At 67.7% G+C, this 14450-nt stretch carries 14 protein-coding genes; 10 read left to right on the top strand and 4 right to left on the bottom strand.

Annotated elements, in window-relative coordinates:
• Positions 1–2 precede the first annotated feature (2 nt).
• From ACZLIF_RS00435 to ACZLIF_RS00425, 3 genes are read right to left on the bottom strand one after another with little or no spacing between them, the layout of a single operon-like run.
• A complete protein-coding gene (locus ACZLIF_RS00435; RefSeq protein ID WP_053516003.1) occupies positions 3–590 on the bottom strand; it encodes a cysteine dioxygenase family protein in 588 nt (195 codons plus the stop codon).
• A 51-nt stretch (positions 591–641) separates the two neighbouring features.
• Positions 642–2279 carry a carboxylesterase/lipase family protein gene (locus tag ACZLIF_RS00430; protein ID WP_128987659.1) on the bottom strand — a complete coding sequence of 546 codons (1638 nt, stop codon included), beginning with the start codon at positions 2277–2279 and terminating at the stop codon, positions 642–644.
• The gene (locus tag ACZLIF_RS00425; RefSeq protein ID WP_206733951.1) at positions 2276–3259 is read right to left on the bottom strand and encodes an alpha/beta hydrolase; all 984 of its coding nucleotides are present in this window, start codon (positions 3257–3259) and stop codon (positions 2276–2278) included. Before ACZLIF_RS00425 ends, ACZLIF_RS00430 begins: the two co-directional genes overlap by 4 nt.
• Positions 3260–3414: 155 nt before the next feature.
• Here ACZLIF_RS00425 and ACZLIF_RS00420 point away from each other — a divergent pair, with 155 nt between their 5' ends.
• The 9 genes from ACZLIF_RS00420 (at position 3415) to ACZLIF_RS00380 (ending at position 12886) form a co-directional block, all read left to right on the top strand.
• Positions 3415–4239 (top strand): 2-keto-4-pentenoate hydratase, encoded by an 825-nt coding sequence (locus ACZLIF_RS00420; protein ID WP_053516007.1) that lies wholly within the window; start codon positions 3415–3417, stop codon positions 4237–4239.
• A gap of 40 nt (positions 4240–4279) precedes the next feature.
• Positions 4280–5284, top strand: a complete 1005-nt coding sequence (locus ACZLIF_RS00415; RefSeq protein ID WP_065182105.1) for a TRAP transporter substrate-binding protein — start codon at positions 4280–4282, stop codon at positions 5282–5284.
• Positions 5285–5294: 10 nt separating this feature from the next.
• A complete protein-coding gene (locus ACZLIF_RS00410; RefSeq protein WP_053516012.1) occupies positions 5295–5834 on the top strand; it encodes a TRAP transporter small permease in 540 nt (179 codons plus the stop codon).
• A 3-nt stretch (positions 5835–5837) separates the two neighbouring features.
• On the top strand, positions 5838–7121 hold the full coding sequence (locus tag ACZLIF_RS00405) for a TRAP transporter large permease (protein ID WP_065174099.1): 1284 nt from the start codon (positions 5838–5840) through the stop codon (positions 7119–7121).
• Positions 7122–7137: 16 nt separating this feature from the next.
• A complete protein-coding gene (locus ACZLIF_RS00400) occupies positions 7138–8727 on the top strand; it encodes a family 43 glycosylhydrolase (RefSeq protein ID WP_128987658.1) in 1590 nt (529 codons plus the stop codon).
• A gap of 40 nt (positions 8728–8767) precedes the next feature.
• Positions 8768–9826 (top strand): LacI family DNA-binding transcriptional regulator, encoded by a 1059-nt coding sequence (locus ACZLIF_RS00395; protein WP_053516017.1) that lies wholly within the window; start codon positions 8768–8770, stop codon positions 9824–9826.
• A 184-nt stretch (positions 9827–10010) separates the two neighbouring features.
• On the top strand, positions 10011–10859 hold the full coding sequence (gene kduI, locus ACZLIF_RS00390; protein WP_128987657.1) for a 5-dehydro-4-deoxy-D-glucuronate isomerase: 849 nt from the start codon (positions 10011–10013) through the stop codon (positions 10857–10859).
• A gap of 80 nt (positions 10860–10939) precedes the next feature.
• Positions 10940–11695: a 2-dehydro-3-deoxy-D-gluconate 5-dehydrogenase KduD gene (gene kduD / locus ACZLIF_RS00385; protein WP_053516021.1), complete on the top strand. Its 756-nt coding sequence runs from the start codon at positions 10940–10942 to the stop codon at positions 11693–11695.
• Between the two features lie 93 nt (positions 11696–11788).
• Complete coding sequence (locus tag ACZLIF_RS00380; protein WP_128987656.1) at positions 11789–12886, top strand: GDSL-type esterase/lipase family protein; 1098 nt, start codon at positions 11789–11791, stop codon at positions 12884–12886.
• A 47-nt stretch (positions 12887–12933) separates the two neighbouring features.
• On the opposite strand, the gene phhA is transcribed toward ACZLIF_RS00380, so the two are convergent.
• On the bottom strand, positions 12934–13827 hold the full coding sequence (gene phhA, locus ACZLIF_RS00375) for a phenylalanine 4-monooxygenase (protein ID WP_128987655.1): 894 nt from the start codon (positions 13825–13827) through the stop codon (positions 12934–12936).
• Between the two features lie 125 nt (positions 13828–13952).
• Here phhA and ACZLIF_RS00370 point away from each other — a divergent pair, with 125 nt between their 5' ends.
• On the top strand, positions 13953–14438 hold the full coding sequence (locus tag ACZLIF_RS00370; protein ID WP_053516027.1) for an Lrp/AsnC family transcriptional regulator: 486 nt from the start codon (positions 13953–13955) through the stop codon (positions 14436–14438).
• Positions 14439–14450 lie beyond the last annotated feature (12 nt).

Genomic DNA, 14450 nt, shown 5'->3' with positions numbered 1-14450 from the left:
GCCTATGCCGCGTCGGTCTCCATCCGCTTCACCCGTCGCTGGTACCAGTCATCGCCCAGCGGCTCGAACACCGCGCTGCGCTCCATCACGCCCTGGTAGACGTGCAGCGACACGGCCACATCGGCATCGCTGGCATTGCGCAGCGTGTGGTATTCGTGCGGGGGAATCAGGCTGCCGGCGCTGCCGCGCTGGCCATACAGCGTCGGCTGCGCGGCAAAGCGGTGGCGAGTGCCCTTCCGCTCCAGCAGCGCATACGGCGTGACCAGCAGTTCGCCCTGCCAGACGCCTTCCACGCACCACATCGCATCGTGATCGTGCAGCGGCGTACCCTGCCCCGGGCCCCAGCACATGGCGATGACGCTGTACCCCAGGGTCCGGCTGCGGTGCAGTTCACGACGTGCGTAGTGACCACGCACCGGTCGCCGTACACACGGCGGCAGCTGTATCGAAGGATCGGTGATGGCATCACGCAGCACGCGCTGCAGGCCCTCGGTGATCGCGTGCGGATCCGCCAGTGCTACCGCACCATCAATGGCGGCAAGCAGGCGCTCCCGGCCGGCGAACGGCAGTGGCGTGAACGTGTCTCCCATGACCCGACTCTAGCCGAGCGGAGTTAACAGAATGTTTGTGCTGCGGTGTCATCACTGCGTTCCGCGCTGCACGAAAGGCACTTTTCCGTAGAGCGCGCGCTCGCCTGCGCGCGGATCGTCAACCGCGCGACTGGTGCGATCGAACAGCATTGTCCGCCGTTGCGGCAGCGTATAAGGGGCCCATTGCGACAATCCGGCGTGATTGGGGTCGCCGCTGCGGGCGAAGGCGATCAAGGCCTCGCTCATGGTCGCCGCCAGCGCACGCGCATCATCGCCACCCCCGGTGCGCGCGCCCGGCAGCCCTGCGTTGTCAAAGACCAGCGGGATGTCCAGCGTATGGAAAGCACGCAGGCGCCCCTCCTCCACCGGCGACCCCCAATCCAGCTGGTACGCCCAGGTCGGTGCTGCGCCCGCGGGCTGGCGCGCCCGCGCTTCCAGTTCCTCCACCGCTCCGCGCCAGCTGCGGCCAGCCGTGGTTGCAGCAAAAAACACTTCAGAGGGCGTGTAGTGCGGATACAGGCGGCGATACTCGGCGATCACGGTCTCCGGCCGCAGATCGACGAACTGCTGTCGTTCGAGCTGTGCCGGTAATGTTTCCCAGGTCAGGGCGAAGTTGGCGGGATCGTTGCCGAGGAACGCGCGGGTCTCGTCGCGGGTGTTGCCGATCACCATCGGAATCGCCGCCGACTGCTGCGGCGCCTGTGGCCAGAACGGATGCACCGGCAGCACCACATCGTCCAGCACCGGGCCGAAGTACAGCGACGTGCTTTCCACGCGCGAGGGATCGCGCGCACGGGTGGCTTCCAGCAATACGTCGACCGGCAGGTCCAGCAGGGCCTGGACGTCACGTGCAGCAACGGCCTGCATCGCGATCGCAGCCCGCTGCGCGGCCGCGCGCGGTCCGGCAGCGGTGACCTGCTGGCCACTCATCGTCCACGCGCGCTGGAACAGCCCTCGGGCCGCAGGCATCGCCATCAGCGTGGCGATCTTGGCGCCCCCGCCGGACTGCCCGAACACCGTGATGTTCGCCGCGTCGCCACCGAAGACCGCCGCGTGCTGCCGCACCCACTGCAGCGCCTGTACCAGGTCGAGCTGGCCGACGTTGCCCGAGGCGGCGTAGCGCGGATCGCCCAACGCCCCCAGGTAGAGATAGCCGAACGTGTTGAGGCGATGATTGAGGGTGACCACCACCACATCGCCGCGGCGACACAGCGCAGCGCCGTCGTACAGCGGATCACTGCCGGACCCGTTGTTGAATCCACCGCCGTGCACGTACACCAGCACCGGCCTGCGTCCGCCGTCGCCGAGCGCGGGCGTCCACACATTGAGGAACAGGCAGTCCTCGCTGCCGGGCCCTTCACTGCCGCCCTGCGGTGCGGCCGGACCGTACTCCAGTGCATCGGCGATGCCGCGCCAGGCAGCTTCATGCCGCGGCGGCTGGAAGCGGTGGCGAGCGGTATCGGCACCATAGCGAAGCCCACGGAACACCAGTACCCCGTGCTCGCGCTGGCCACGCACACGTCCGCCACGGACCCGGGCCAATGGCAGGCGGTCGTCGCGGACACCCGGCACGCTGGCCAGCGTTGGCAATGCGGTGAAGGCAGCCGTAGCGGACGCGGTGGCCAGCGCCCAGCGGGCGCTGTCGCGCAGGAACCGCCGACGCTGCAGGTCGGCCGGCGCATCGTTCATCGCGCGTCCTCCGCAGGGCCCAGCCAGCGTTGCGCGAGCAGCGGCCAGAGTGCCAGCGTCGACCGCGCGGGGATGTCCATGCCAAAGCCGTGGCCGCCATGGGCGAAGACGTGCAGTTCGTGCTCGACACCCGCACCCGCCAGTGCCTGCGCCATGAGTTCACTGTTGCGCACCGACACCACGGCGTCGTCGGCGGCGTGGACCAGCAGCGTCGGCGGCATGTCGCCGCGTACCCGCTGCTGCATCGAATAGTCTGCCTGCAGCGAGGTACCCGGATGCTCGCCCAGCAGGCGGGCACGCGAGCCGCTGTGCGCATGCGCGCCCATGTCGATCACCGGGTAGACCAGCACGGCACGGCTCGGGCGGGCGCTCAGCCGGTCGAGGTCATCCCGTGCGGGATGGACGGCGATGTCGAAGCCGGTGGCCAGCCGCGCCGCGACGTGGCCGCCCGCCGAGAAGCCCATCACCGCCACGTCGTTCGCGTCCAGCCCGCGCCGTCGCGCCTGGTCGCGCACCACCCGCAGCGCGCGCTGCGCGTCGGCGAGCGCGGCCTGTCGGTCGCGCCCCGGCTGCGGCAGGCGGTAGCGCAGGACGAACAGGGTGTAGCCGGCGCCGTCCACCCAGAACGGAACCAGCGCGCTGCCCTCCTTGTCGATCACCACCCGCTGGTAGCCGCCGCCGGGGATCACCAGCAGGGCCCGGCCGTTCGGCCGGGCGGGTGTGTACACCTGCAGAGAGGGCGCGTCGATCTGGTCGGCGTAGCGGTCCGGGCGTGCAGGGTCCGCACTGCGCTCGACCACCCGCGTCGGACGTGCGGGGCCGGTTTCGCCCGGCACTGCGCCTGCCGGCCACAACGGCAGCTGCTCGCCGGGCAACGCCTGGGCCACACGCTCGCCTTCGCGCAACGACGTGTCGACCGCGCAAGCGGGTGCCGCCGGCAGCAGCAGGGACAGGCACAGCAACACGATGGGCAGACGCATGACTGACGGGGCTCCAACAGGACAGGACAGGGCGCTGGCGGCGTCGGCAAAGACGGCGTGATGCGCTGCCGCTTGCGTGATGACACCGGTTTACCATATACACGTCCTGCAGACGCTGTCGATAGGCAGCGCAACAACGCCAGAGGGAGACGTTCTTGAGCAACGAACACGGCACACATGGGCACACGCCGCCGGCCGATGCGGCCGCGATTGCCCAGGCCTTCACCACCGCACGCCTTGCGGGCCAGGCACTGGAGGCGTTTCCGGGCGACATCCCGGCGGACCTGGTCGCGGCCTACCAGGTCCAGGACCTGGCCATCGCCCGCTGGAACCAGCCGGTGGTCGGCTGGAAGGTCGGCTACATCGCTGCCGAACGCCGCGATGCGTCCGGGGACGAACGGCTGCTGGGCCCGATCTTCAAGCCTCAGCTCAAAAATGCTACCGGTGGAACAACGGATGTTCCGGTGTTCGTCGGCGGTTTCGCCGCGATCGAGGCCGAGTACGTGCTGGAACTGCTGGAGGACGCCCCCGCCGACCAGCTGCACTGGTCGCCGGAACAGGCTGAAGCGTTGCCGGCCCGCCTGTACCTGGGTGTCGAAGTTGCCAGCAGCCCGCTGGCAACGATCAACGAGCTGGGCCCGCGCGTGGTGGTATCCGACTTCGGCAACAACAACGGCCTTGTGCTGGGGCCGGAGATCGGCAACTGGACGTCCCTCGATGAGTCGGCGTTGCGCGCCGAGACCCTGATCGAGGGTGAGGTGGTCGGGGTCGGCGGCGCGAGCCGCCTGCCCGGTGGCCTGCGCGCGGCGTACGCGTTCGCGTTGTCCCGTTCCGCGCTTCGCGGCCGGCCCCTGCGGCGTGGCGACCTGATCGCCACCGGCAATGCGACCGGCATCCACGACATCCAGGCAGGACAAACGGCGCTGGTGCGCTTCGCCGGCTTCGGCGAGATTGCCTGCAGGGCCGTGCCGGCCGGGTAAGCCGCGGCACGAACCAGTGAACACGCGCGGGAGGGCGCAGATGATCACACGACGACATTTCCTGGCCGGTGGCGCCACTGCACTTGCCACTCCCCTGCTCGCCGCCTGTGGCCGCGGGCCGGGCCCTGACGCAGCCGGCGGCCAACTGCTGACGGCGACCGATGTGCACGTGGCCGATTACCCCACCGTGACGGCGGTGAAGTGGATCGGCGAGACCCTGCAGCGTGAGACCCAGGGACGCCTGCGTCTGCGCCAGTACCACTCGGGCCAGCTCGGCCGCGAGTCCGAAGCGATCGACATGGCCCGCTTCGGCGCCATCGACATCACCCGTGTCTATGCGGGCGCGCTGAACAACGCGTTTCCGCTGACCCAGGCGCTGTGCCTGCCCTACGTGTTCGAATCGGTGGCGCATCAGCGGGCAGCGCTTGATGGCGGCGTGGCCGATGCCGTGCTGCGCGGCTTCGAACGCCGCGACCTGGTCGGCCTGGCCATCTACGATTCCGGTGCGCGCTGCTTCTACAACACCCGGCATCCGATCACGCAGCCCGGTGACCTGCACGGGCTGAAGCTGCGCGTCGCATCATCGGACATCTTCATCCAGCTGATGCGGCTGCTCGGCGCCAACCCGACGCCGATGTCGCTGGGCGATACGTTCTCCGGCATGGAGACGCACATGATCGACGGTGCCGAGAACAACATGCGCAGCTTCCACTCCAGCCGTCACTTCGAGGCTGCGCACTACTGGTCGCAGAGCGATCACTCCTATGCACCGGACGTGCTGCTGATGTCACGCGCCAGTTTCGAGCGGCTGCAGCCGGATGACCGCCAGCTGCTGCTGGAGACCGCACGTGCGTCGGTGAAGGTGATGCGCGACCAGTGGGATGCCTCCGAGGATGCGGCACGACGCGCGGTGCTGGCGTACGGCGTGAAGGCCAACGAGGTCGACATGCCGGCGTTCCGCGCCGCCGCGCAGCCCCTGCTGCAGCAGTACCTGCAGCACGCGGAAATCGCCGCGCTGGTCGATCGTATCCGCGGTGCAGCCTGAGGACACAGCCATGACCGAAACGACGACATTTTCCCCACCCGGCCCCGGGCAGCGCCTGCTGGACCGCGTCGCCGACATTGCCATCTACACCGCCGTGGCGGCCCTGCTGGGGCTGGTGGTGGTGCAGGGCTGGCAGGTCTTCGCGCGCTATGTGATCAACGATTCCCCGAGCTGGACCGAACCGGTGACCCTGCTGCTGCTCAGCACCGCGATGAGCCTGGGCGCGGCCTGTGGCGTGCACACCAACCGCCACTTCGGCTTCTTCTTGCTGCATGCCTACATGGCGCCGGCGCTGCGCCGCGCTGTGGACGTGCTGGTGCAACTGGTGGTGGCCGTGCTGGGCGCGTTCATCGCAGTGTGGTCGGCCGAGCTTCTTCTCGACGGCCTGGACATCAAGACCGCCGGTGCCGAGCTTCCGCAGAGCATCAACTACCTGCCGCTGGCGCTGGGCGGCGTGCTGATGGTGGTGTTCGCGCTGAACCGTGCGTGGAAGGCCACGCAGTCCACGCCGGCAGACGCTGCCGCCGATGACGCTGAAGGAGATCGTTGATCCATGGGTATCGCCATTCTGTTCTCGGTGTTCGCGGTGTTCCTGCTGCTGGGCGTGCCGGTGGCCTACGCGCTGGCTGCGGCCGCCCTTGCCACCCTGCTCTACCTGGACATCCCGTCCATCGTTCTGGTCCAGCAGATTTCGGCAGGCACCGGGTCCGCATCGCTGATCGCCATTCCACTGTTCATCTTCGCCGGCGAGATCATGATGCGCGGCGGCATCTCCGAGCGCCTGATCGCGCTGGCGTCCTCGCTGGTGGGGCGCCTGCGTGGCGGCCTGGGCCAGGTTTCGATCCTGTCCTCGCTGTTCTTCGGCGGCGTCTCCGGCTCGGCCATCGCGGATGTCTCGGCGGTGGGGGGCACGATGATTCCGCAGATGGTCAAGCGCGGCTATGACCGCGATTTCGCCGTCAATGTCAGCATCACCGCCGCCCTGGTCGCGCTGCTGGTTCCGCCCTCGCACAACCTGATCCTGTTCTCGGCCGCAGCCGGTGGCGGCCTCTCGATCGCCGATCTGTTCGCGGCCGGCATCGTTCCGGCACTGCTGATGACGCTGGCATTGATGATCACCGGCTACGTCGTCGCGCGCCGCCGCGGCTATGGCGTGGAGGTGTTCCCGGGCTGGCGCGCGGTGCTGCTGCGGATGATCTCCGCCCTGCCCGGCCTCGGTCTGGTCGCGCTGATCTTCGTCGGCATCCGCGCCGGCATCTTCACTGCGGTGGAAAGCGCGGCGATCGCCGTGGTGTACGCACTGCTGGTGACCACGGTGCTGTACCGGCAACTGCGCTGGCGCGAGTTCTTCGCCACGGTCGTCCACGCCGCACGCAGCACCGGCGTGATCCTGTTCGTGATCGCCACCGCTGCGGTATTCGGCTGGCTGCTGGCCTACCTGCAGGTGCCGGCGGCGGCGGTGGATTTCCTGCAGTCCTTCGCGCACAGCCAGTTCATGGTGCTGCTGATGATCGTGGTGATGCTGTTGCTGCTGGGAACCTTCATGGACCTGGCACCGATGATCCTGATCTGCACGCCGATCTTCCTGCCGGTGGCGCGCGCGTACGGCATCGATCCGATCCACTTCGGGCTGGTGCTGGTGCTGACCGGCGGCCTGGGCCTGGTGACACCGCCGGTGGGCTCGGTGCTGTTCATCGGTACCGCCATCGGCAAGATCAGCGTGGGCCAGAGCATGCGTACCATCTGGCCGTTCTGGTTCGCTGCGCTGGGCGTGCTGCTGGTGGTCACCTTCTTCCCTGCCCTGTCGCTGTGGCTGCCGGCCACGCTGCGCAGCTGAGCCGGAGACCGCTGCCATGCACCGTCCGCTTCGCCGCATCCCTGCCGTGGCCCTGGCCAGCCTGCTGCTGGCCGCGCTTCCGGCGCTGGCCTCCGGCCCGGCCTCACCGACCTGGGCGCGTGGGCTGGAGAACCAGCGCCAGGCCGATCTCGGCGACGGCACCTACCTGAACCCGGTGCTGGCCGGCGACCGCCCCGATCCGTCGGTGCTGAAGGACGGACAGGACTACTACCTGACCCTGTCCTCCTTCGACGCCTATCCCGGCCTGCCGATCTGGCATTCGCGGGATCTGGTCAACTGGCAGCCGCTGGGTCATGCCATCACCCGCAACGTGGGTGCGATCTGGGCACCGGACATCGTCAAGCACCAGGGTCGCTACTTCATCTACTTCCCGGCCCGGACCGGCGAACACCGCAGCAACTTCGTGGTGTGGGCCGATGACATCCGCGGGCCGTGGAGCGATCCGATCGACATCGGCCTGGGCGGCTACATCGACCCCGGCCATGCGGTGGGCGAGGACGGCAAGCGCTACCTGTTCCTCAGCGGAGGCGACTATGTGCAGCTGGCCGATGACGGGCTGAGCGTGGTCGGCACACCGGAGCATGTCTACGACGGCTGGCGCTATCCGCAGAGCTGGGATGTGGAGGCCTATGCGCAGGAAGGACCGAAGATCCACTTCCGCGAGGGCTGGTACTACATGACCACCGCCGTGGGAGGCACCGCCGGCCCGCCCACCGGGCACATGGTGATCACTGCGCGCTCGCGCTCCATCCATGGGCCCTGGCAGAACGCACCGAACAATCCGATCACGCGCACGCAGTCGGCGTCCGAGCCGTGGTGGTCACGCGGCCATGCGACGGTGGTCGAAGGCACCGACGGTCGCTGGTGGATGATGTATCACGGGTATGAGAACGGCTTCTGGACCCTGGGCCGGCAGACCCTGCTGGACCCGATCGAGTGGACGGACGATGGCTGGTTCGTGGCCAGGGGCGGTGACCTCGGCCAACCGCTGCGCAAGCCTTCCGGAAGCGCCCTGGCACCGCACGGCATGGCGCTTTCGGATGATTTCCGCGGCGGCAGGCTCGGGCCACAGTGGGCGTTCTTCAACCCGGGCAGTGACGAATACCAGCGCCTGCGCTTCAGCGGCGATGGGCTGGTGATGCAGGGCAAGGGCAGTGCGCCGCGCGATGCGTCTCCGCTGACCACCATCGCCGGCGATCCGGCCTACCAGTTCGAGGTGGAGCTGGAGGTAGCGCCGGGCGCAGTCGGGGGCGCGCTGCTGTTCTACAGCGACCGTCTTTATGTGGGCGTGGGCAGCAACGGCGAGCAGTTCATCATGCACCGTTACGGCGAGGAACGCCCTGCCCGGCTTGCGCCCAGCGAGCGCGGCGGGCGGCTCTGGCTGCGCGTCACCAACAACCGCCATATCGTCACCTTCCATACCAGCAGCGACGGCCGGACCTGGCAGAAGTACCCGGTTCAGATGGAAACCTCGGGTTACCATCACAATGTGGCTGGTAAGTTTCTCGCCCTGAAGCCGGCGCTGTACGCTGCCGGTGACGGTGCGGTGACCTTCCGCAGCTTCCGCTACCGCGCGCTGGACTGAGTGCGCGGCCGGAAATCCCCCGACTTACCTGGTCCATTACATGTCAGTGCGCAACAAGAATGATGCCGCCACGCCGGCATTGGCCAAAGGCAAGGCAGCCACGATCAACGACATCGCGCGACTGTCCGGAGTGTCCAAGAAAACGGTTTCAAGGATCATCAACAACTCACCGCTGGTGCGCAAGGACACGCGCGACAAGGTAGAGGCCCTGATGCGCGAGGTGGGCTATACGCCCGATCCGCTGGCGCGCGGCCTGGCCTTCCGTCGATCCTTCCTGATCGGCATGGTCTACGACAACCCCACCGCCCAATACATCGTGGACATGCAGTACGGTGCACTCGACGCGCTGCGCGGTTCCAGCTTCGAGCTGGTCGTGCACCCCTGCGACAGCCGCAGCCCGGGCTACATCGACGGCGTGCGCCGCTTCGTGCAGCAGCAGAAGCTGCATGGGGTGATCCTGGTGCCGCGTGCCTCCGAGGACCAGGCGCTGGCGGACATGCTGGATGAGATCGGCTGCCGCTTCACCCGCGTGGCCGCGCTGCCGCTGGACGAGAGTTCGCAGATGGTGGTCACCCACGATCGGGACGGCGCCGCCGAAGCGGCCGACTACCTGCTCTCGCTGGGCCACCGCGACATCGCCCTGGTGACCGGGCCCAGCGCCTATCGTTCGGCGCACGAGCGTACCGCCGGCTTCATCGATGCGCTGTCGCAGCGTGGCATCGAGCTGCCCAAGGACCGCATCATCGAGGCGGGCTACACCTTTGAATCGGGCGTGGCCGCCGCCGAGAAGCTGCTGCTGGGCAAGCGCCGGCCGACCGCGATCTTCACCGGGAACGATGAAATGGCGGCGGGCATCTACAAGGTGGCGCTGCGTGCAGGCATCAACATCCCGCGCCAGCTGTCCATCATCGGCTACGACGACAGCCCGCTGGCCTCGCGCCTTTGGCCGTCGCTGACCTCGGTACGCCGCCATACCCGCGATACCGGCCGCACCGCTGCGGCGATGCTGATCCAGCCCGACGGCCAGCCGGCGCTGCAGATCGCCAGCGTGCGCCCGCACCTGATCGTGCGCGACTCCTGCCAGCCGCCGGAGGACTGATCCGGCGGGGATCAGTCCGGTAGCCCGCAGGCCTGCCTGCGACTCCGTTGAAGCCGCCTCACCTTGCCGCGACCGTTGAGCGCTATCGTGCGGCGCAAAATGACACCGGTTACCAACGTCGCTAGAATCCCCCTGAACCGTGCCGGGGCCGAATGATCGGCCCGCCCCCTGCTCTGGAGATGCCATGTACTGCAAGACCCACTACGCCACCCATCCCGACGCCATCAAGGGCGCCAGCAACGACCAGCTGCGCGAGCTGTACCTGCTCGACGGCCTGTTCAACCCCGGCCAGGTGACGCTGAAGTACACCCACTACGAGCGCTTCGTACTCGGTGGCGCGGCGCCCCTGGATGCGCCGCTGGCGCTGCCGGTGCAGACCGAACCGGCGTCGGCCGCCGGCCATCCGTTCCTGGAGCGTCGCGAGCTGGGCGTGATCAACGTCGGCAGCGGTACCGGTACGGTCACCGTCGACGGCACCGTCTACACGCTGGGCCCGAAGGATGGCCTGTACGTGGCGATGGGCAGCAAGGACGTCGTGTTCGCCTCGCAGGACGCCGCCAACCCGGCTCAGTTCTACCTGGCCTCGACCCCGGCCCATGCGCGCTTTGAAACCAAGCAGCTGTCGATCAAGGACGCGGTAGCGCTGGACCGCGGCGCGCTGGAGACCAGCAACGAGCGCACCATCTACCAGTACATCGTGCCGGCCACCTGCCAGTCCTCGCAGCTGCTGCTGGGCCTGACCGTGCTCAAGCCCGGCAGCGTGTGGAACACCATGCCGCCGCACCTGCATGACCGCCGCAGCGAGGTCTATTTCTACTTCGACCTGGGCGACAACGACCGCGTGTACCACTTCATGGGCGAACCGGACGCGCAGCGCCACATCGTCATCCAGAACAACGAAGCCGTGGTATCGCCGCCGTGGTCGATCCACATGGGTGCCGGTTCCAGCAACTACGCCTTCATCTGGGCGATGGGCGGCGAGAACCTGGATTACACCGACATGCACGTGCTGGACATCTGCCAGCTCAAGTAAGTCCTGCCTGGCCGCCGCGCACGCGTGCCGGTGGCCGTTCGCCTGCATCACGCACACCACTACCAAGGAACGCACACGCAATGGCCAATCCCTTCAGCCTGGAAGGCAAAGTCGCTCTGGTAACCGGTGGTAATACCGGTCTGGGCCAAGGTATCGCGGTTGCGCTGGCCACCGCCGGCGCCGATGTCGCCGTGGCCGGCATCGCGCCGCCCACCGAAACCATCGAGAAGATCACCGCGCTCGGCCGACGCTGCCTGGCGGTGGAAGCCAACCTGATCAGCATCGAGCCGGTCGAGCGCGTGGTGCGCGAAACCATCGAGGGACTGGGTGGCCTGGATATCCTGGTCAACAATGCCGGCCTGATCCGCCGCGCCGACGCGGTGGAGTTCAGCGAACAGGACTGGGATGACGTGATGAACGTCAACATCAAGTCGGCGTTCTTCATCTCGCAGGCGGCGGGCCGTCATTTCATCGCCCAGGGCAGCGGCAAGATCATCAACATCGCCTCGATGCTGTCGTTCCAGGGCGGCATCCGGGTGCCGTCGTACACCGCCAGCAAGAGTGGCATCGCCGGCATCACCCGCCTGCTGGCCAACGAATGGGCCGGCAAGGGCGTCAACATCAACGCGATCGCGCCGGGCTACATGGCCACGGACAACACGGCGGCCCTACGTGCCGACGCCGACCGCAACAAGGCGATCCTGGATCGCATTCCGGCCGGCCGTTGGGGCACGCCGGAGGATCTGGCCGGCGCGGCGGTGTTCCTGGCATCCAGCGCATCGGATTACATCAACGGCGCCGTGCTGCCGGTCGATGGTGGCTGGTTGGCGCGCTGAGGCACACCGGTCTGTAGAGCCGAGCCCATGCTCGGCTGTCGCGCTCTGATCGAAAAACAGCCGAGCATGGCTCGGCTCTACAGGAGTGCCGCGATGCGAAGGCTGTTGCTGTTGTTGCTGCTGTCGTGCACCACCGCGCAGGCGGCGCCGGTGCGGGTGTTCATCGCCGGTGACTCCACCGCGGCCGAGTACGGTCCCGAGCGCGCGCCGCAGGCGGGCTGGGGCCAGGCCCTGCAGAGCTACCTCGATCCGGCGCGGTTCGAAGTGCGCAACCACGCCCGGGGAGGCCGCAGCACGCGCAGCTTCATCGATGAAGGCCGCCTGGATGCGATCGCCAGCGAGCTGCGCCGTGGCGACGTGCTGCTGATCCAGTTCGGCCATAACGACGCCAAGTTCGAAGATCCCACGCGCTATACCGATCCGGACAGCGACTATCCGCGCCTGCTGATGCGTTACGTGCAGGTGGCGCGCGACAAGGGCGCCACGCCGGTGCTGGTCACGCCGGTGGCGCGGCTGCTGTATGACTTCGGTTCGCTGCTGGACACGCATGCGCGTTACACACAGGCGATGCAGCAGCTGGCCGCGCGCGAGCACGTTGCCCTGATCGAACTCAACGACCGCAGCACGCGCTGGATACGCGCGCTGGGCGAGCAGGGTGCACGCCCCTACTTCCTGTTCGTGCCCGAGCAGGGCAAGGCCGACGGCACCCACTTCAGCGTGGCCGGCGCCAACGCCGTCGCCTGCCTGGTGCTGCGCGAGTGGAGGGTGCTGCAGCCGGGACTGGAAGATGCACTCGTGCGCGACATCGACTGTGACGTGAGCGCGGCGGGGCAGGGCGGGCAACCGGCGCAACCCTCGCGCGTGGTCCATGAGCGTGACATCGCCATCCGCCAGCCTGGCCCGCATGGCGGCGCGGGATCGACCACGGCCTATCCGTTCTTCGCCGGAGAGAAGGACCTGCCGTTCGTGCTGCGCAAGCGCGTGCTGCACAAGGGTGCAGGCATCGGCCTGCATCCGCAGCACAAGGACGAGATCTACTACATCGTCAGCGGACGGGGCAGCTACGTGCTGGACGGAACGCAGTACGACGTCAGCGCAGGCGATGCCCTGCTGACGCGCAAAGGCAGTTCGCATGCACTGCAGCAGGTGGGTGACGAGGATCTGGTGCTGCTGCTGGCATACCCGCGCTGACCCGTGGAGCCGGGCGCGGAGCCGGCCCTACGGATGCGCCTGCCGCATCACACGTCGCCGCCGTCGGCCCAGCCTTCGCCGGTTCCCTTCTGGAACACGCGGTCATCGGCCTGCACGTCACCGGCCGGCAGGTGCTGCTGTTCGGCCAGCGAGGCATAGATCGGGGTGAAATCCGGCGACGTCGCCTGCATCAGCTGTTCGAAGCTGTCGATGACGAAGTAGGTCTTCTGGAAGGTATCGATGCGGTAGCGCGTGCGCATGATGCGCTGCAGGTCGAAGCCGATGCGGTTGGGCGCGGCCGATTCCAGCGAGTACAGCGATTCGCCCTTTGACGAGACGATACCGGCGCCGTAGATGCGCAGGCCATCCGGGGTGTCGATCAGGCCGAACTCCACCGTGTACCAGTACAGGCGCGTCAGGTTCTGCAGTGCCTCCGGGCCGATGGCGTGGGCTTTGACACCGCCACGGCCGTAGGCCTCCATGTAATCGGCAAACACCGGATTCATCAGCAGCGGCACATGGCCGAACAGATCGTGGAACAGGTCCGGCTCGGCGATGTAGTCGATCTGGTCGGGGCGACGGATCCACCACGTGACCGGGAAGCGGCGGTTGGCCAGGTGGTCGAAGAAGTCCAGCTCCGGCAGCAGTCCTTCCACGCCCACCAGCGTCCAGCCGGTGGCCGCGCCGAGCACTTCGTTCAGCTGGTCGAAGCGCGGAATCATGTGCGCGTTCATGCCCATCTCGTCCTGTGCGTCCAGGAACTCCCGGCACGCACGGCCGACCAGCAGCTCGCGCTGGCGCTGGTACAGCGTGCTCCACGTCGCGTGGTCATCGGCGCTGTAGGTGTCCCACGGCTGCGCGACGAGCGCGGTGGTGTACACCGGCACGTAGCCCTTGTCGGTCTGCTGGTGTTCGACGCGGCGGGGCTGGGCGGGATCCATGGGACGCTCCTTGAAGGGATGTCCACGATGCTAGGGCAGGGCGGGCGCAACAGGGTTGCAAAAGTTGCGCGGAATGACCTTGCTGGCGCAATATCCTTGCGTACTCACCATGTTGCGGGGCAACAATGGCCGGAGAAGTCCAGTTCGATCGCACGGATATACGCCTGCTGGCCGAAATCCAGCGGGATGGTCGCGCCACCAATGCCGAGCTCGCGGCACGGGTGAACCTCTCCCCCTCCGCCTGCCTGCGCCGCCTGCAGCGGCTGGAGAGCGAGGGTGTGATCGTCGGCTACGGCGCGCGCCTGGAACCCCGGCAGCTGCGGCTGGGCCTGCAGGCGTTCGTGCGGGTGCAACTGGAAAAGCACGACCAGGCGGCCATCGCGCATTTCGTGGACAGCGTGCAGGGCTGGGATGAAGTGGTGGCCTGCCATGCGCTCACCGGCGACATGGATTACCTGCTGCACGTCTACGTGCGCGACCTCGAGCACTTCTCGCGCTTCCTGCTGGACCGCCTGCTCAATGCCGGTGGCGTGGCCGATGCCAATTCCAGCTTCGTGCTGCGCACGGTGAAGGGCTTCCAGGCGTTGCCACTGTCGCAGCTGGAACCCTGAGCACCGCTCAGC

This window comes from Stenotrophomonas sp. 2201_Sma, from assembly GCF_056486685.1.
The sequence above is the reverse complement of the archived record's forward strand: the minus strand, read 5'-3'. Positions and strand labels throughout refer to the sequence as shown.